The organism is Streptomyces sp. NPDC027185, assembly GCF_055567035.1.
Map to the genome: position 1 here is coordinate 18,691 of NZ_JBVHRF010000011.1, position 18,547 is coordinate 37,237.

10 protein-coding genes are annotated in these 18,547 nt (G+C 74.0%); 3 read left to right on the forward strand and 7 right to left on the reverse strand.

Annotation, left to right across the window (positions count from 1 at the left end):
• Window positions 1-57: 57 nt before the first annotated feature.
• Window positions 58-1,311 carry a helix-turn-helix domain-containing protein gene (locus tag ACZ4M8_RS28365; protein WP_467612388.1) on the forward strand — a complete coding sequence of 418 codons (1,254 nt, stop codon included), beginning with the start codon at window positions 58-60 and terminating at the stop codon, window positions 1,309-1,311.
• 221 nt (window positions 1,312-1,532) lie between these two features.
• On the opposite strand, the gene ACZ4M8_RS28370 is transcribed toward ACZ4M8_RS28365, so the two are convergent.
• The 7 genes from ACZ4M8_RS28370 to ACZ4M8_RS28400 form a co-directional block, all read right to left on the reverse strand.
• Window positions 1,533-2,870, reverse strand: coding sequence for a class I SAM-dependent RNA methyltransferase (locus ACZ4M8_RS28370; RefSeq protein WP_467612391.1), 1,338 nt, complete (start codon window positions 2,868-2,870; stop codon window positions 1,533-1,535).
• Between the two features lie 136 nt (window positions 2,871-3,006).
• Window positions 3,007-5,058, reverse strand: a complete 2,052-nt coding sequence (locus tag ACZ4M8_RS28375) for an APC family permease (RefSeq protein ID WP_450959233.1) — start codon at window positions 5,056-5,058, stop codon at window positions 3,007-3,009.
• 139 nt (window positions 5,059-5,197) lie between these two features.
• Window positions 5,198-10,108, reverse strand: coding sequence for a DNA repair ATPase (locus ACZ4M8_RS28380; protein WP_467612395.1), 4,911 nt, complete (start codon window positions 10,106-10,108; stop codon window positions 5,198-5,200).
• 122 nt (window positions 10,109-10,230) lie between these two features.
• Window positions 10,231-12,354, reverse strand: coding sequence for a flotillin family protein (locus ACZ4M8_RS28385; protein WP_467612398.1), 2,124 nt, complete (start codon window positions 12,352-12,354; stop codon window positions 10,231-10,233).
• A gap of 110 nt (window positions 12,355-12,464) precedes the next feature.
• A complete protein-coding gene (locus tag ACZ4M8_RS28390; RefSeq protein WP_467612401.1) occupies window positions 12,465-13,064 on the reverse strand; it encodes a hypothetical protein in 600 nt (199 codons plus the stop codon).
• A gap of 205 nt (window positions 13,065-13,269) precedes the next feature.
• Window positions 13,270-14,373, reverse strand: coding sequence for a PucR family transcriptional regulator (locus ACZ4M8_RS28395; RefSeq protein WP_467612404.1), 1,104 nt, complete (start codon window positions 14,371-14,373; stop codon window positions 13,270-13,272).
• A 146-nt stretch (window positions 14,374-14,519) separates the two neighbouring features.
• The gene (locus ACZ4M8_RS28400; protein WP_467612674.1) at window positions 14,520-16,496 is read right to left on the reverse strand and encodes an NAD-binding protein; all 1,977 of its coding nucleotides are present in this window, start codon (window positions 16,494-16,496) and stop codon (window positions 14,520-14,522) included.
• Between the two features lie 663 nt (window positions 16,497-17,159).
• Here ACZ4M8_RS28400 and ACZ4M8_RS28405 point away from each other — a divergent pair.
• Both ACZ4M8_RS28405 and ACZ4M8_RS28410 read left to right on the forward strand, forming a co-directional pair.
• Window positions 17,160-17,828: a potassium channel family protein gene (locus ACZ4M8_RS28405; RefSeq protein ID WP_399096714.1), complete on the forward strand. Its 669-nt coding sequence runs from the start codon at window positions 17,160-17,162 to the stop codon at window positions 17,826-17,828.
• Window positions 17,825-18,496, forward strand: coding sequence for a potassium channel family protein (locus ACZ4M8_RS28410; protein WP_467612407.1), 672 nt, complete (start codon window positions 17,825-17,827; stop codon window positions 18,494-18,496). Before ACZ4M8_RS28405 ends, ACZ4M8_RS28410 begins: the two co-directional genes overlap by 4 nt.
• Window positions 18,497-18,547: the final 51 nt, after the last annotated feature.

Genomic DNA, 18,547 nt, shown 5'->3' on the forward strand with positions numbered 1-18,547 from the left:
CACTCTTTTCCGGGGTGAGTTGACAATCACATACCACTCGATGGGAGTGTTGCGGTCATGACCGGTACGTCTGCCCGTGGCCGCAACATCCTGCCCCAACCACAGTTCGGCCTGCGGCTCAAGGCGGTGCGCCAGTCCCGCGGAATATCCCAGGCCCAGCTGGCCGGTCACGGGATGTCCACGACCTACCTCTCCCGCCTGGAGTCGGGCGACCGTCCCGCGACGCCCCGCGCCGTCAACTACCTGTGCGAGAAGCTCGGCCTCCCGCTGTCGTTCTTCCACGCCGGTCTGGTGGACAGCACCACGGAGGCGCTCGCCCTGGTGCTCTCCCAGACCGAACAGGAGGGCGGCACCCAGCTGATCCTCGACGCCATGCGGGCCGAGGCCGCCGCCCATCCGCTGATCCGCTGGCAGTCACTGTGGGTCCTCTCCCAGCAGCAGCACAAGTCCGGTGCGCGCCCGGCACAGTTGGCGACCCTCACCGAACTCACCGCCCTGAGCGACGAGATCGACCACCCGCTGCTGCGCGTCCGCGCCCGCGTCCAACTGGCACGATGTCAAAGGTCATCAGGCGACCCCGAAGGCACCCACCGCACCTGCGACGAAGCGCTCGCCCTGGTGGACGAGCACGACCTCCCCCCCTCCGACCGCACCCGCGTCCTGCTGGCACTCATCTCCGCCGAGGCGGAGACCGGCAGACTCGCCGAAGCCGTCGCCCACACCGTCCAGGCGCTCGAACTCCTCGACAGCCTCCCCCGCTCCCTGCGCTGCGAGACCCTGTGGACGGCCAGCAGCATCCGCGGCCGCCAAGGACAGCACACCGCCGCGGCGGAACTGCTGGAAGAGGCGATGGCCCTGCTCCCCAGCGGCGAGGACCTGCCGCTGTGGCTACGGCTGCGACTGGCGGCCGCCGCCCTGTACCTGCGGATGGACCCGCCCCGCACCGACGAGGCCGCCTGCCATCTGGACACCGCCGCTCCCGCCGTGGCGCTCCTCGACGTCCCGGTCCACCAGCAGGAATTCCAGTGCCTCCGGGCCCGGCTGGCCTTCCACCGCCAGGAGTACGCCACCGCCTGGGAGCTGTGCGAAGGACTCGGCGAGAACCCGGAACACCTCACGTACCAGGACCGCATCCGCCACCGCACACTCGTCGCCCAGCTACGCATCCTCAAGGGCGAGCAGGCCACCGCCGTCGCCGACCTCCAGCGGCTGGCACGCCAGGCCCAGGAAGCCGCCAACATCGACCTCTCCGCCGAGGTCTGGCGCGCCCTCGCGGAAACCTTGACCTACGAGATCAGCCCGTCCGACTGACGCGGGACGGGGGGCCGGGGTGCGGCCCCGACGGAACCGGCCACCGGTCGCGAGGCCCACGGACGGACACACCGGGCCACGGACGGACGCACCGGGCCACGGACGGACGCACCGGGCCACGGCCCCGGAAGGACCCCCCTGCCCCCGCGCCACTCCCCCGTCGGCCGGGCGAACGGCGGCAACGGCCCCACGGCGCGCCCAGCGCCCCCGAAAGCCTCAGCTCAGGCGCTCTTGTCCCCCTTGCCCGCCTTCTCCAGGATCGCCACGCACTCCAGGTGATGCGTCATCGGGAAGAGGTCGAACGCCTGGAGGCGGCGGGGGACGTAGCCGGCTTCGCGGAAGTAGGCCAGGTCGCGGGCGAGGGCGGCGGGGTCGCAGGCGACGTAGGCGAGGCGGCGGGGGGTGAGGGAGGCGAGGTGGGTGACGGTTTTGCGGCCGGCGCCGGCGCGGGGCGGGTCGAGGACGATGAGGTCGGCGGAGGTGATGCCGGTGCGGGGCAGGACCTGCTCGACCTTGCCGTGTTCGATGCGGACGCGGTCGAGGTCGGCGAGGTTGTGCCGGGCGTCCTCGGCGGCGCGCTTGCCGGATTCGATGCCGAGGACGGCGCCCTTGTCGCCGACGCGTTCGGCGAGCGCACCGGCGAAGAGGCCGACGCCGCAGTAGAGGTCGAGGGCGGTGTCGCCCTTCTTCGGCATCAGGCCCCGCATCACGGCCTCGACGAGAACGTCGGCGGCCATGGGGTGGACCTGCCAGAAGCCGCCGTTGCCGACGCGCCAGGTGCGGTCGGCGGCGCGTTCGCGGACGAAGGGGCGGCCGTGGACGCGGTGGACGCCGCCGTCCTTCTCGTTGATCCGCAGGACGGAGACCGGCTTGTCCAGTTCGACGAGGGGCAGCCGGCCGCCGGGGCGCGGGGTGAGGACGACCTGCCGGTCGCTGGAGCCGGTGGCGGCGATCGCCTCGACGGTGGCGATCTGCGGCCAGTCGCGCTTCTCGATACCGAGTTCGGTGACGCCGGGGGCGGCGATCAGGCAGCGGTCGACCGGCTGCACGTCGTGGGAGCGGTGCTTGCGCAGACCGGCGTGGCCGTCGGCGTCGATGGCGTACTGGACGCGGGTGCGCCACGCCGGGACCTCGCCCTTGGCGACCTTGTCACCGGGGGCGGGGGCGACGGTGCCGTCCCAGCGGGCCTCCTCGGGGGTGAGGCCGGCGAGCCGGGCGAGCTGTTCGGTGAGGACGGCGCCCTTGAGGCGGCGCTGCGCGCCGGGGGCGGCGTGCTGCCAGTCGCAGCCGCCGCACTTGCCGGGGCCGGAGAACGGGCACGGCGCCTCGACGCGGTCCTTGGACGGGGTGTGGATCTCCACGGCGTCGGCGCGCAGGAAGCGGGCGCCCTCGGCGCCCTCCGTGACGCGGGCGGTGACGCGCTCGCCGGGCAGGGCGTGGCGGACGAAGAGGACCTGGCCCTCGTCGGTGCGGGCGATGCAGTGGCCGCCGTGGGCGACGGGGCCGACCTCGACCTCGTACTCCTCGCCGACCAGCGACTTCTCGGGTTCTGTCTGCATGGCGGGCGAAGCTCCAAAGGGTGGGACCGGCGCGGCGGGGCCGCGGCCGGGTACGGCGGACGACAGCCTTCGAGTCTACGTGCCGCCGTGCCGTGCCCCGTGCCGGGCGCATCGCGCGCGCCCGGCACGGCTCGGCTCACCTGCGGGGTGCGGCCTTGTCCTTCTTCGGCGGGCTGACCGGGCCGCGGCGGACGGCGCCCGGCGCGTTCCACTCGGCGCGGCGGCGGGCCCGCTTCTTGGCCGCCTCGGAGGAGTCGAGCTGCCAGGGGACGGAGGTGACCATCACACCGGGGGTGAACAGCAGCCGCCCCTTGAGGCGCAGCGCGGACTGGTTGTGGAGCAGGTGCTCGTACCAGTGGCCGACGACGTACTCCGGGATGTAGATCGAGACGACGTCGCGGGGGGATTCGTTGCGCAGCGTCTTGACGTAGTCGACGACGGGGCGGGTGATCTCGCGGTAGGGCGAGGCGAGGACCTTGAGGGGGACCTCGATGCCACGGCGTTCCCATTCGGCGCGCAGCGCCTTGGTGTCCGCCTGGTCGACGTCGACGCTGACCGCCTCCAGGGTGTCGGAGCGCATCAGCTTGGCGTAGTTCAGGGCCCGCAGGGTCGGCTTGTGGACCTTGGAGACGAGGACGAGGGAGTGCACCCGGGAGGGACGGACCACGTCGTCGTCGGGGGCGTCCGCGGCGGCGATCTCCTCGGAGACCCGGTCGTAGTGGCGGCGGATCGCGGTCATCGTGACGAAGAAGATGACCATGCCGAGGAGGGCCACCCACGCGCCGTGGGTGAATTTCGTCAGCAGCACGACGACGAGGACCAGACCGGTCAGCGTGGCGCCGAAGGCGTTGATCGCGCGGGAGCGGTGCATGCGGTTGCGGGCCGCCGGGGACTTCTCGGTGCGCAGATGGCGGTTCCAGTGCCGGACCATGCCGATCTGGCTGAGCGTGAAGGAGACGAAGACGCCGACGATGTACAGCTGGATCAGCCGGGTGGAGTCCGCGCCGTAGAGGTAGACGAGGACGGCGGCGGCGCCGGCGAGCAGCACGATGCCGTTGGAGAACGCGAGGCGGTCACCGCGGGTGTGCAGCTGGCGGGGGAGGTAGCGGTCCTGGGCGAGGATCGAGCCGAGGAGCGGGAAGCCGTTGTAGGCGGTGTTCGCGGCGAGGAAGAGGACCAGTGCGGTCGCCGCCGCGAGGATCACGAAGAGGAACGAGCCCTTGCCGAAGACCGCCTCGGCGACCTGCGAGATGACCGGGTTCTGGGTGTATCCGGAGCCGAGCGGGTGGCCGTGGTCCAGCAGGTCGGTGGCGGGCTTCTCCGCCATCTTCACGCCGGTGGTCATGGCCAGCGCGATGATGCCGCAGAACATCGTGACGGCCAGACCGCCCATGAGGGCGAGGGTGGCGGCGGCGTTCTTCGACTTGGGCTTGCGGAACGCCGGGACGCCGTTGGAGATCGCCTCGACGCCGGTGAGCGCCGCACAGCCGGAGGAGAAGGCGCGCAGCAGCAGGAAGATCAGCGCGAAGCCGGCCAGTCCGCCGTTCTCGGCGTGGATGGTGTAGTCGGCGGTGGGTGCCTTCATGTCGTGGCCCAGGATCACCCCGCGGAAGACGCCCCAGAGGATCATGAGGAAGACGCCGGCGACGAAGACGTACGTCGGGATGGCGAAGAGCTTGCCCGACTCCTTGACGCCGCGCAGGTTCATCAGCGTCAGCAGCACGATGACGGCGATCGCGCAGAGCGTCTTGTGCTCCACGACGAAGGGGATCGCCGAGCCGAGGTTCTCGATGCCGGAGGAGATGGAGACGGCGACGGTCAGGACGTAGTCGACCAGCAGCGCGCTGGCGACGGTCAGCCCCGCCTTGGGCCCGAGGTTGGTGGTGGCGACCTCGTAGTCGCCGCCGCCGCTCGGGTAGGCGTGCACGTTCTGCCGATACGACGCGACGACGGTGAACATCAGCACCACGACGGCGACCGCGATCCACGGGCTGAAGTGGTACGCCGACACGCCCGCCACGGAGAGCACCAGCAGCACCTCGCCCGGGGCGTAGGCCACGGACGAGAGCGGGTCGGAGGCGAAGACGGGAAGGGCGATGCGCTTGGGGAGAAGGGTCTCGCCGAGCTTGTCGCTGCGCAGTGCGCGCCCGATGAGAATGCGTTTGGGCACGTCGGTCAGTTTGGACACGGAGAGGATGCTAAGCCTTCGCCGCGGGCGCGGCCCACCCGCCACCCGCCTCACGGAAGCGGCGGGTGGCCCGCGGCCTCGCCCCGTCCCAGAGCGTTCACCGGACGCGCACATCTCCCCCACGGCAACCCGTACGGGGTCAGCCGGAGCGCCACGCCCGCTTGATCTCGGCCCAACGGCGGGCCTGCCCGGGGGTGAGGCGGCCGCGCAGCTCGGCGAGTTTGAGGAGGTTGGCCTCGGCGCCGCCGGTCAGCGTCCGGGCCTCGGCGCGGTAGTGGTCGTCGAGCAGCGCCTCGGTCTCCGTGGCGTTCATCACGGGCACCAGCCGGGCGGCGAGCTTGTTGGTGTTGCGGTACGAGCCCTGGAGCAGGAACGGCGGTTCGGTGCGGGTGGCGTCGGTCTGCGCGGCGGAGTCGATGTAGGCGCGGTTGACGGCGAGGACGGTCTCCGTCACCCGCAGCAGGGTGCGCAGCACGGCGAGGACCTGCTCCAGCTCGGCGGGGGCGTAGGGGTGAACGAGACGGTCGGCGTGGGCGGTGGGGTCGCGGCGGGCGAGGCGGACGAGCAGGTCGGTGTCGGCGCGGTCACGGGTGGCGAGCGGGGCGAGGTGCGGGTTGGCGGTCAGCGCGTTCTCGATGTGGGAGAGGGCGAACAGCTCCTCCTTGCCCGCGAGGACGTCGCCGAGGTTGTGGACGTCGGCGCGGTTGGCGAGCATGTCGGGCAGCCGGAAGCGGCGGCCGGACTCGGTGTAGGGGTTGCCGGCCATGCAGACGGCGAACCGCTTGCCGCGCAGGTCGTAGCTGCGGGCCTCGCCGTTGTACACCCCTTCCATCCGGCGCTGGGCGTCGCAGAGCGGGATGAACTTCTGGAGGAGTTCGGGCGAGGTGTGCTGGATGTCGTCGAGGTGGAGGAGGACGTTGCTGCCCATCTCCAGGGCGAAGGAGATCTTCTCGACCTCGCGGCGGGCGGCGGCGTCAGGGGCGGCGGCCGGGTCGAGGGAGGTGGTGTGCTGCCCGAGGGCGGGCCCGTCGACCTTGACGAGGACGAGCCCGAGGCGCGCGGCGACGTACTCCAGCAGGGTCGTCTTGCCGTAGCCGGGCGGGGAGAGCAGGAGCAGCAGGCCCTGGCTGTCGGTGCGGCGGTCCGCGCCCGCGGTGCCGAGCTGGGTGGCGAGGTTGTCGCCGAGGAGCGGCAGGTAGACCTCGTCGATCAGGCGGTTGCGGACGAAGGCGGGCATGACCTGCGGGCGGTAGGAGTCCAGGCGCAGGCGGCGGCGTTCGGCGTCGAGGAGCGCGGTGCGGTGGCGGGTGTAGGCGCGGTGCGCGGGCACGCGGTGGGTGCGGAAGGCGCGGGTGCGGTCGAGGAGTTCGTCGAGGCGGAGCGGAAGGGTGCCGTCGGTGAGGACCGGGTGGCTGCCGAGGAGGCCGCCGACGGTGGCGGTCACGGGGGCGTCGACGGGGCGGCGGGGCAGGTCGGGGCCGCAGAGTTCGATGGCGGCGGCCTCGGGGAGGTCGTCGTGCGCGGCGCCGGCGTAGCCGCCGAGCCAGGCGGTGACGAGCTGGTGGCGGGCGGCGAGGTCGTCGCCGAGGGCGGTCAGGTCGTCGGCGTACTCCTTGACGGCGGCGGAGCCGGGGCCGCCGAGGGCCTGGTGGAAGCCGGTCAGCAGGGTGCGGGCGGCGGCGCCGGTGGCGAAACGGGGGCTGGGGTCGGCCAGCTCCTCGACGAGGTACGTGCCGAGGGGGGCGGGGTCCGGCGCGTCGCCGAGCGGGGCTCCGCCGGGCACGGGGGGCGCCGGGTCGGGCAGGCCGGACGCGGTGAGGAAGGCGGTGGCGGCGCCGGTCAGCTCGGCGGCGAGGTCGTCGGCGGCGTCGGCGCGGCCGAAGCGGGCGCGGGCGCGGGCCAGCGAGTGGGCGCGGGTGGCCCAGGCGGCGCGGGCCGCGGGGTCGGCGCCGTGCTGCCAGAAGAGCTGGGCGGCGGCGCGGACGCGCGGGGTGAAGCGGAGCGGCCCGGCGTCGGCGCGCAGCCGCAGCAGGGTGTCGAGGACGGCGGTGGCGTCCCGGTCGTGGACGCCGCGGTCGTACCCCTCGTCGTACCGGGCCTGGGCGGCGGCGCGGACCAGGTCGGGCAGGGTGCCGTCGGCGCGCGCCGCGTACAGGGTGTCCAGGGTCAGGCCGTCGTGGCCGCGTTCGGCGTGGTCGAGGAGGAGGGCGGCGAGGTGTTCGGCGCGGTAGACGGACGGGGACTCGGAGGCGAGGGGCTGGTCGCGGAACTCTTGGAAGGCGCGGTCGCCGGTGAGGCGGGGGTCGTCGACCGGGGCGCGGTAGTCGGTGCCGGTGACGGCGAAGGCGAGGCCGTCGCCGTGCGGGACGAGGGTGAGGTCGAGGGGCTGGGTGTTGACGGCGAAGCGGTGGCGGCCCAGCCGCAGGGTGCCCTCGGGGTCGTAGAGGTCGGCGCGGTCGCGCAGCGCGCGGACGGCTTCCTGGCGGGCGGCGGCGAGGCGGCCCTCCAGCTCACCGGCGCGCACCGGGTCGGCGAGGGTGCGCAGTTCGGCGGCGGTGGCGCGGACCTTCGCGACGAGCGGGTCGGTGGCGAAGTAGGCGTGGATGTCGGCGGCGGCGGTCAGCGCGCGGGCGCGGCGGGTGACGGTCGCAAGGACGCGGTCGGCGGATTCGGCGAGCCGGTCGGTGTGGCGGGCGCGGGCGTCGAGCTGGGCCTGTTTGCGGGCGGCGAACGCCTCGTGGATCTCGTCGCGCCGCTCCGCGATCCGGGCGAGGCGGGCCTCCTGGACGTCGTCGGCGCCGCCGTCGGGCCCGCCGAAACGGGCTTCGAGGTCCTCGACCTGGAGGAGCAGTGCGGCGAGTCGCGTATCGCACTCCTCGGGGGTGGCGGCGTCGGCGAGAGACCCGGAGACCGACTGGCCGAGGAGGGCGAGGCGGGCGGCGAACTCCTCCTTGCCCTCGGCCTCGGCGAGGGTGCGGCGGCGGGCGTCGAGCGTGGCGCGGGCACGGTTGACGGCGCCGAGGGCGTCGCCGATGCGGCCGAGGACGGCGGTACGGACGGTGGTGTCGTCGAGGTCGAGGGTGGCGACGATGTCGGTGACGGTGCGCAGGCCCTCGGCGACCTCGTCGATCCGGGCGGTCAGGTCGGCGGCGTCGGCGGTGGTGGCGAGGGCGGACGCCGCGTCGGTGAGCGCGGCGACGGTGCGGTGCGTGGTGGCGAAGGCGTCGTCGGCGGCGAGGAAGGTGACGGCGCGGCGGGCGGTGGCGGCGAGGTCGTCGGTGAGGCCGGCGGCGAGCGCGTCCAGCGCGGTGAGGTCGGTGTGGCGGACCTCACGCAGGGACTCCAGGCGGCCCTGGGCGCGGCGCAGTGCGGTGAGGTGCCCGGCCCAGGCGGCGGCGTCCTCGGGCTGCTCGCCGCGGATCCGGCGGACCAGCGCGGTGGTCTCGGCGGTGGCGCGCGCCAGCTGTTCGGCGGCGCTCTCGCGGAGTGCCGTGACCCGGGCGAACTCCTCGACGACCCGGGTGGCGGTCTCGCGGACGTCGGCGAGGGGCCCGGCGGGCGCGCCGAGGTCGGGGTCGGCCAACCAGTGGTGGGTGTCGGCGGCGCGGGTGGCGGCCGCGGCGAGGGCGTCGAAGACGGCGGCGGACGGCTCCATCTCGGCGGCCATCCGGGCCACGCCGAGCAGATCGGCGATCCCGGAGACCAGTTCGGCGTTGCCGACGCGGGCGAGCGGGCCGTCGCCCCGCGGGCGGGCGGTGGCGTGCGCGTCGGAGGTGAAGGGGGTCTGCCAGACCTGGAGCGGGTGGACGCGGGCCGCCTCGGTGCCGGTGTCCCGCAGCACGGCGAGGGTGCCGTCGTCGAAGAGGGCGTGGCCGCGGCCGGTGAGCGGGGCGGCGGCCTCCTCGCGGATGACGTTGTACGGCAGCAGCAGGGTGAGGCCGTCGGCGGGGCGGCGGAAGACGTAGAGGACGTCCTCGCCGTTGGGTGAGCGGACCGCGCGGGCGAACTCCAGGCCGTCGGCGGCGGTGCCGAAGAGTTTGGTGGTGCCGGTGGCGAGGTGGTAGCCGCCGGGGAAGACGAGGCCCTGCCCGTCGGGGAGGGCGCGGCAGGCCCGGCCCACGGCGTCGAGGCGCCGCGCGGTGCGGGTGCGGGTGTTGTACACGAGGCAGCGGACGGTCTCCTCGTTGTACGGGCGGATGCGCAGCAGGATCAGCGGGCCGGTGCTGGCGTGCTCCACCTCGGCGTCGGCGAGCGACTGGAGCGGTTCGTCGACGGGCTCGGAGTGGATGCCGTCGGGCGTGGTGGTGTCGTTCTCCGCCTTGAGGGTGAGCCGGCCGCCGGAGACGGAGACGTACACGGCGCCCTGGACGGCGAGGTGCGGATGGCGTCCGGTGACGTGGTCCTCGCGGGTGGCGGCGGTCCACGTCACGTCGTGGGCGGGCGGGTCGGACAGGTCGCGTTCGCCCTTGTCGTCGAGGTAGGCGGGGGTGCCGTCGGCGGCGATCCGCCAGCGCAGCGCCCGCAGGTCGCCGGGGCGCCGGCCGGTACGGAAGACGGCGAGCAGCAGGGCGTCGGTGCGGCGCAGTTCGCACAGCCGGGCCTGGCGGTAGTAGCGGTGCAGTTCGGCGAGGTCGCGGCGGAAGCGCGGGTCGTCGAGCAGGCCGGGCAGCGCGCCGGGCGCGGCCGGGGTGAGGGTGTCGCCGTCGCGGCGGTGGAGCGCGAAGATGTCGTCGGGTCCGGGCTCGGCGGTGGTGGCCGGCGGGTGGTGTCCGAACAGCAGATGGCCGCCGACCTCGACGACGTCGCCGGGCAGGCAGGGCGCGGCGCTCTCCAGTTGCCCGGTGGCGCGCAGTTCCAGGCCCGCTCCGCCGAACTCCTCGGTGCGGCGGGCGTTGAGGGCGCGGGCCCGCTCGGCCAGCTCCCCCGCGGCGGCCAGCAGCCGGTCGCGCAGCACCTCGTACGTGCCGTCGCCGGGTGAGGCGTTGGGCCCGCGGTCCGCCGGGACGTCCGGCGCGGTGTCCGGTGTGTGCTGCGCGCTGTCGGTGTTCACTCTCGGCTCTCCCCGGTTCTCCCCCGGTGGCCCGGCACCGTTGCCGGGCCACCGGGCTGCTGACGTCGTACGGGCGGACGGGGCGGGCGCCGTGCGCGCCCCGTCCGCCTGCCCCGTGCGGACTACGCGACCGGTGCCGCGGCGCCGCTCACGGCGGCCGCGTCCGGGGCGGCGGCGAGGCCGCCCAGGTCGCCGAGGCGCAGACCGTCCAGTCCGTTGGCGCGGACCGCGTCCAGCAGGCCCTGGAGCGGTGCGGTCTGCGGGCCGCCGCCGGCGATCAGCCGGCCGAGCGCCGCGGCGAGGGTGAGGTCGCGCAGTCCGGCGGCGCCGAGTCCGCCGAGCATCGCGCCGAGGTCCCCGGTGAACGTCGAGTGCTCCTTGTCCAGCCAGGGCGCCGCGACGGTGCGGACCGTCTCGGAGCGGTCGACGAGGGCGTCCAGGCCCTTGGCGGTGCCGATGGAGCCCACGACCTTGTCGAAGAAGGCGCTCTCGCCGCCGACGATGTCGATCCGGGCGTTCTCCAGTCCGGTGGCGAGCACCGTCGCCTGCGCCTCGGCGACCTGCCGCCGCACCTCGATGTCGGCGAGTCGGATGTCCTTCTCGGCGGCGAGCCGCAGCCGGTACTCCTCGTGCTCCCGGCTCGCGGCGTCCAGCGCGGCCATCGCCTGGGCCTTCTCGGTGAGCCCGGCGGCCTCGGCCTTCAGCTTCTCGCCGATGGCGACGGCGTCGGCGTGCGCCTGCGCGGTCGTCCCCTCGGCCTCGGCGAGCGCCTTGGCGCGGGCGCCGTCCGCCTCGGCCCGCAGCAGCGCCGCGGCGGCCTCGGCCTCGGCCCGCCCGGACCGCTCGATGACCTCGGCGTTCCGCTCGCGGACCTGGACCTCGGCGAGCCCGGCGGCCGCCGCCTCGGCCTGCGCGCCCTCGGCCAGCCGGATCTTGGCCTGGGCGTCCAGTTCGGCGGTCTTGTGCCGGGTCTCGGCGAGGGTGATCTCCTCGGCGGCGCGGTGGGTGGCCGCCGCCTCCGCCGCCTCGGCCGCCTTGATGTCCTTGACCAGCCGCTCCTGCGCCTCCGCCTCGGCGCGGATGATCAGCGACTGCCGCTCGCGCTCCGCCTCCTCGACGGTGCGCAGCTTCTTGATCTCCTCCTCCTGCGCGGCGACGGTCTTCTCGACGGCGATGCGCTCGCGGATGACGTCGGCGATCTCCCGCTTCTCCGCCTCGACCTCCTTGTCCGCGGCGATCCGGGTCAGCTGCGTCTCCCGCTCCCGGGCGATGACCTCCAGCAGCCGGTCCTTCTCGATGCGCTCGTTCTCGATGGCGACGATCCGCTCCCGGTTCTTGACCGCCACCACGATCTCCCGTTCGCGGTTCTCGTTCTGGACGCCGAGCGCCTCCTCCGTCTTGAGGTGCGCGGACTGGGCCCGCAGCCGCTCCTCGGCCTGCACCCGCGCCGTCTCGGCCTCCTCCCGCGCCCGGACGATCTCGATCTCCCGCTGCTGCTTGATCTCCGCGTCGGCCTGGCGCCGCTGGAGTTCGAGGACGGCCTCGCGGGCGTCGACGTTCTGCCGGGTGATCTCCTTCTCCTCGTTGCGCTGGAACTCGTTGGTGCGAACGTGCTCGATCGCGGTGAGTTCGGTGATCTTGCGGATGCCCTGCGCGTCGAGGATGTTGGCGGAGTCCAGCTGCGACAGCGGCGTCTGCTCCAGGTAGTCGATCGCCGCGTCCTCCAGGCTGTAGCCGTTGAGGTCGGTGCCGATGACCGCGATGATCCGGTCCCGGAACTCGTCCCGCATCGTGTACAGGTCCTGGAAGTCCAGCTGCTTGCCGACGGTCTTGAGCGCCTCGGAGAACTTCGCGGCGAACAGCGCCTGGAGGGTGCTGTCGTGGCTGGCCCGCTCGGTGCCGATGGCCTGCGCGACCTTGACGACGTCCTCCTTCGTCTTGTTGACGCGGACGAAGAAGGCGATGCGGATGTCGGCGCGGATGTTGTCCTTGCAGATCAGGCCCTCGTGCCCGGTGCGGCCGATCTCGATGGTCTTCACCGAGATGTCCATCACCTCGGCCTTGTGCAGCACCGGCAGCACCACCGCGCCGGTGAACGTCACCTCCACCTTGCGGTACTTGGAGACGATCAGCGCCTGACCCTGGTGGACCTTGCGGTAGAGGCGGGTGACGGCGAAGACCGCGACCAGCACGATGAGGACGGCTACGGCGACGGCTACGCCGATTCCTATGGTGAGGGCATCCATCGATAAATCCCTGTGTCGATTCGGGAGGGTGACGACGCAACGGGGCCCGGCACGCGGCAAACAGCGGCGTACCTGAGGGCGGGTGACTGCCGCGGGTGTGCGGCAGTCACTCAGACGACGGGTTTGTGCGGATCCAGCGCGCCGTCGAAGGGCGCGACGCGGAAGAACTCGCCGTCGGCGTCGTAGGCGTAGATGAGTGCGCTGCTGCCCGCGGTCAGTCCGCTGTCGTCGGTGCGGACCTGGACGACGGCGGTGGAGCCGTCATCGGCGCGGACCTCCGCCTGACCGAAGTCGGCGGCGACGCGGCCGGTGCGTACGGTGCAGACGCGGCCGATGAAATCGTCGCGGGAGGCGACCTTCTCGGGCGGCAGCACGCGGCGGGCGAGGCGTCCGGCGAGGCGTACTCCGGCCCAGGCCACCACGAGGGCGGCGAGCAGGGCTGCGACGCGCGGCGCTCCCGCGGGCAGCAGCACCGTACCGGCCAGACAGACCAGCCAGGCCGGCAGCAGGCCGAGCGACAGCGAGACCGTCACCGGGAGTCCGGCGCCGGCCGCGTCATCGGTGCCGGCGTGGCCACCCTCACCCCCGTCGAGGATGTGCACGCCGGCGCCGCCGAGCAGCACCAGCAGCCAGTACGCGGCGACGACGACCAGGGCGAAACTGAAGAGCGCCGCCGGAAAGGTCAGCGCTGCTCGCAGAAATTCAGCCATGATCGTTCCCCCGTCGTGCCGCCGATGGCGGTACCGCTGTCGATGCACGCATCCTGGCAACGGCACCGGGGAGAACACATTGCCGGTTCCCGGCAATCTTTATGCGTTCTTGATGGCCTGTTATCGCCATCTGCCGTACCGGGCGGGCCGGGGCGCCGGGGCCGGGAGCCGGACGTACGGCGCGCCGCCCGGCCCCGGCCCCCGGTCACAGCGGGGTGCCCGGCCAGCCCAGGGCGCGGGCGCCGAGCGCCGCGGTCTCCAGGGTGAAGCGCTGCAACCCGTCGGCGGGGTCGTAGCCGGTGAGGGCCTTGATACGCTCCAGCCGGTAGGAGAGGGTGCGCACGCTCACCGACAGGCGGCGGGCCGCCTCGGCGTTGACGTATCCGGCGGCGGCGCACGCCGACAGCGTCTCCAGCAGCGGTGCGGCGCCGCCGCGCGCCTCGGTCAGCGGGCCCAGCACGCTGCGGACCAGGTCGGCCATGGCGGCCCGGTCGCGCAGCAGCACCGGGAAGACCAGCAGGTCGGCGGCGCGCAGCACCGGTCCGGACAGCTCCAGCTGCTCGCCCAGCTCCAGCGTTCCGAGCGCCTCCTCGTAGGAGCGCACCACTCCCTGGGGGCCGGTGTGCGGGCGGCCGATGGCGACCCGCCGGGCGCCTTCCCGGCCGCCTACCGTGGCGCGGGCGCTGGTCGCGAAGGTTTCCAGGAGGGCCGGTTCGGCGCTGGCCGCGATGCAGACCAGCCGCCCGCCCTTGGTGGTGATCAGCGCGTCCCGGTCGCCGAAACGGCCGATCAGCTCACGCTCCACGCGTCCGGCGACGGGATGGACGTCGTCGTACGGGCCGCTGCCCTCGGCGACCGCGACGGCGTGCGCGCGGGCCAGCCGCAGCCCGAACCGCTCCGCGCGCTCGGCCAGCCGCCCCAGATCGCTGCGTCCGTAGAGCAGATCGTCGACGAACTCCCGGCGGGCGGCCTCCTCCTCACGCAGCGCCAGCCGCGTCGCCCGCTCATGGCCCTCGCCGAGCGCGGCGACGGCCGCCTCCACCGCGCCGAGCAGCGCGTCGCCGGTCCGGGCGCACTCGCTGACCCCGGCGGCGCGGGCGACGCCGGGCAGGGTGCCCCAGACGCGGCGGGTCTCACCGAGGTAGAGGCCGACCAGTTCCCGCAGGCCGTGGCCCGCCTCGGCGGCCCGCTCCCCCAGATCACGCAGGGCCTCCCGCTCGGGGCGGTCGAGCGTCCGGCCGGTGGCCGAGACCTCGCCGAGCAGCGTGGCGTACCCGTCGAGGAAGGTATCGGATATCGCGGCGGGCATACGGCGGTTCACCGGGCGCCGCCGCACCGCGCGCCGGTGGCGCCGCCCCGTCCGCACCGGCCCGCAGGCCGCTCTCCCCCGTACCGCTCCACCACGTCGTGCACTCCCCGCACCTTCCTTGCCGGATCCCGGACATCTCGATGCCGTCAATCCTGCCGGATCCCGGAAGCGGCCGGACGCCGGCCCAGCAGATCGCCGAGCCCCTCGCGGGTGGCGGCCAGCAACACCCGGTCCTGCGGGCGCAGTACGTAGTCGTCGCCGAGTTCGTGGACGAGGCGGGCGGGCTCCCGTTCCGTGCCGTCCGGTTCGGCGGGCGGGGCCTCCCCTCCGGCGCCGTCGGGCGCGGAGGTGTCCACGGCCAGCACCCGCAGCAGACCGGGGCGGAGCACCTCGGCGACGGTGCGGCCGACCAGCTCCGGATGGGCGCGCGCCTCGACCCGGGCCACCAGCAGGACGCGGCGCTCCACCGGGATCGCGCCGATGATCTGACGGCCCATCAGCGCGCCGGCGAAGGCGGGCGCCGCGAGGAAGGTGACGCTGCGGCTGCGGGTCAGGGCCCGCGGATGCGCGGCGCGCAGTGTGCGGTAGACGGCCGTGGCGAACCGGTCGTCGAACAGCCGCAGCGTCACCCGCAGCCGCGGGGTGAGCGACCTCGCGTAGAGCGCCGCCTCCAGGTTGGTGGAGTCCACGCTGGTCAGAGCGAGCAGCGTACGGGCCCGCCCGATCTTGGCGGCCTCCAGGACGCCCTCGTCGGTGACGTCGCCCAGGACGACGGGCACCCGCAGGCGGCGGGCGACCGGGATGCCCCGCGCCTCCGGATCGGCCTCGACGCACACCACCGGGATGCCCATCTCGTGCAGACGGGTCAGCACCCGGGTGCCGACCTTGCCCAGGCCCAGCAGGACGACATGGCCGGACAGCCCGCGTGGCGGACGGCGCAGCGCGGCGGCGCTGCGGAACGTTCCCAGCGCCTCCAGCACCGCGGCGATCAGCACCGGCAGCAGTAGCAACCCGGTCAGCCCGGACAGCAGTTGGAGAATCTTGCGGGCGAGCGGTTCGTCGACGGCCGGATCGTTGATGGCGAACAGGTCGAGCAGCGAGAGGTACGCGGCGCGCAGCGGCGGCTCACCGGTGGTGAGGGTCGCGGCGACGGCCAGCGCCAGCACCGCGCCGACGATCCCGGCGATCGACCAGCGCAACCGGCGCGAGAACAGCGACCCGAGCGGCGCGCCACGCCCGCGCAGCGCACGGGGCCGCGACTGCCACCCCCCGTAGGCGACGTTCTCCAGGACGACGGCGTTACCGCCCGCCTCCCGTGCCGCGGCGGTGGCCGCCGCGTCGGGCAGCATCACCGGCCCGTCGTCGTCGGCACCGCGCGACGCGCCCCGGTGGCGGCCCGCCCGGTGGCCCTCCCCCGGGTCGTCGGCGGCGGGCGACAGCAACGCGAGAGTGCACAGCGGGGTGCCGGCGCCCCGGACCGGCGCACCGGGGCCGCGTTCCACGGCGCGCAGCAGCAGCCCATCCGCCTCGATGACCTTGCTGGTGCCGGCGACGGCGGTGGCCGCGAGGGCGGGCGCGACGGTGTCCGCGTCGGAGAGCACCGTCGTCGACGCGTCGATCCGCCCGGGGTCCGCCGGGCCGGTGTCCGCCGCCACCGCCGCCGCCTGGTCGAGCAGCGCCTCCACGTGCTGGCCGAGCTTGCGGTTGTAGAGCCGGATGACCAGCCGCAACCGGGGGTTGAGGCGGCGGGCGCGCAGCGCGGCGTGGATGTTGGTCTCGTCGTCGTCGTAGACGAGCGCCAGCGCCTCGGCCCCGGGCACGCCCGCCTCGATCAGCGTCGCGTCGTCCGCCTCGGCCGACTCCAGGATGCGGACGGTCTCCTCGGGCGGCGCGCCCTCGCCCGCGTCCGGCCCGTCGGACGGCAGCAGGGAGGTGCGGGCCACCGCCGCGGTGACCCGCCCGATCAGCGCGGAGGCCCGTCCCAGACCGCGCAGCGACGGCGGGATACGGGGCCGGTGCGGCTCCCGGGCGGACGGCATGACGAGGGTGACGCGTTCGCGGTAGACGTCGCGGAGCTCGGCCGCGATGCGGTGGGCGAGGGCGTCGTCCCCGCAGACCACCATCGAGGGCGACGACAGCGACGGCGGGACGGACGGACTCGGGTGAGGCAGGGACACCCGCGTAGCGTGCCTCATGATCACCGAACGGCGCACCCGGTCCTACGGGCTCCGCACCGACCACCGCACGGGGCGCCGGGAGCGGGGCACGAGCGGCGTGCTGCGGCCGGACGCGGGGTCCGTACGGAGCGCGGCGGACGGGGCGGATGCCCGGCCGGTACGAGGCCGACCGGGGCGGAGGTCGCACGGGGCGGAGCACCGACGGTCGCACGGGGCGGCGGGACGGGGCCTCGGCCGGGGCCCGCGGAACGGGGCACGAGCGCGCGGGACGACCGGACGCGAGGGCTCTGCGGGGACGGGCCCGCGCGGGGACGGCGCCCGAGCCCGTCCCCCACACGCCACCGCCCGTTCGCGCCCACCCGCCCGGTATCCGGAATCCCCTTTCCCGCTTCGCTCGGTGGCTGTCGCCTCACCGACCGCGTACACCACCCTTCCGGGGCGCCCCCGAGCCCCCGCGGATGCGAACGGCGCGGGGGATGCCGCTTAAGCTCGTCCCCGGGCGGCGCCGTATCCGGCGCGGCCCGTTGTTGCCCGGTCGGTGGAGAGAGAAGAGTGAGCAGGGTGTTCGTGCGGGTCGGCGGAGTGACCAGGACTGCGGGGTAGGTGGACGTGCACATCGTCATCATGGGATGCGGGCGGGTCGGCTCCGCACTCGCGCAGACCCTGGAGAGCCAGGGCCACACCATCGCCGTCGTCGACCAGGACCCGACCGCGTTCCGCCGTCTCGGCTCGTCGTTCGGCGGCCGCCGGGTGACCGGCGTCGGCTTCGACCAGGACACGCTGCGCGAGGCCGGTATCGAGGAGGCGGGCGCGTTCGCCGCGGTCTCCAGCGGCGACAACTCCAACATCATCGCCGCCCGGGTGGCCCGCGAGATGTTCGGCGTCGAGAACGTCGCGGCCCGGATCTACGACCCGCGCCGCGCCGAGGTCTACCAGCGGCTGGGCATCCCCACCGTCGCCACGGTCCGCTGGACCGCCGACCAGATGCTGCGGCGGCTGCTGCCGTCCGGCGCCGAGCCGCTGTGGCGCGATCCGAGCGGCGGCGTCCAGCTCGCCGAGGTGCACACCGCCCCGTCCTGGGTCGGCCACAAGATCAGCAAACTTCAGGAGGAGACCGGCGTCCGCGTCGCCTTCCTCACCCGGCTGGGCGAGGCGATGCTGCCGACCTCCCAGACCGTGCTGCAGGAAGGCGATCTGGTGCACGTGATGATGCGCACCGACGACGTCGAAACCGTCGAGGCGGCATTCGCCGAAGGTCCCGAGGAGGCCCACGCATGAGGGTCGCGATTGCCGGAGCCGGCGCGGTGGGCCGTTCCATCGCGGGCGAGCTGCTGGAGAACGGTCACGAGATCCTGCTCATCGACAAGGCGCCGACCGCCATCTCCGTCGAGCGGGTCCCGCTCGCCGAATGGCTGCTGGCCGACGCCTGCGAGATCACCTCGCTCGACGAGGCGGCACTGCAACGCTGCAACGTCGTCATCGCGGCGACCGGCGACGACAAGGTCAACCTCGTCGTGTCGCTGCTCGCCAAGACGGAGTACGGCGTGCCGCGGGTCGTCGCCCGGGTCAACAACCCGAAGAACGAGTGGCTGTTCAACGAGGCATGGGGCGTGGACGTCGCCGTCTCCACCCCGCGCCTGATGTCCGCCCTCGTCGAGGAGGCGGTGAGCGTCGGCGACCTCGTACGGCTGCTGCGCTTCAGTCACGGTGACGCCAACCTCGTCGAGCTGACGCTGCCCCCGGAGGCGGCGCTGGCCGGCACCCGGGTCGGGGACGTCGACTGGCCCGAGGACACCTCGCTGGTCACCATCATCCGCGGCACCCGCGTCCTGACGCCCAACAAGGAGGACGCGCTGGAGGCCGGCGACGAGCTGCTGTTCGTCGCGGCGCAGTCGCGCGAGGAGCAGCTGGAGGACCTGCTGTCGGTCCGCCGCAAGGACACCTGAGCGCCACGCGTACGGCGAAGGGCCCGGGAACCGTGGTGGTTCCCGGGCCCT

Excerpts from the sequence above, each read along its gene's own strand:
- ACZ4M8_RS28365 (WP_467612388.1), top strand. The coding sequence starts at position 58 with ATGACCGGTACGTCTGCCCGTGGCCGCAACATCCTGCCCCAACCACAG.
- ACZ4M8_RS28370 (WP_467612391.1), bottom strand. The coding sequence starts at position 2,870 with ATGCAGACAGAACCCGAGAAGTCGCTGGTCGGCGAGGAGTACGAGGTC.
- ACZ4M8_RS28385 (WP_467612398.1), bottom strand. The coding sequence starts at position 12,354 with ATGGATGCCCTCACCATAGGAATCGGCGTAGCCGTCGCCGTAGCCGTC.
- ACZ4M8_RS28390 (WP_467612401.1), bottom strand. The coding sequence starts at position 13,064 with ATGGCTGAATTTCTGCGAGCAGCGCTGACCTTTCCGGCGGCGCTCTTC.
- ACZ4M8_RS28395 (WP_467612404.1), bottom strand. The coding sequence starts at position 14,373 with ATGCCCGCCGCGATATCCGATACCTTCCTCGACGGGTACGCCACGCTG.
- ACZ4M8_RS28400 (WP_467612674.1), bottom strand. The coding sequence starts at position 16,496 with ATGGTGGTCTGCGGGGACGACGCCCTCGCCCACCGCATCGCGGCCGAG.
- ACZ4M8_RS28410 (WP_467612407.1), top strand. The coding sequence starts at position 17,825 with ATGAGGGTCGCGATTGCCGGAGCCGGCGCGGTGGGCCGTTCCATCGCG.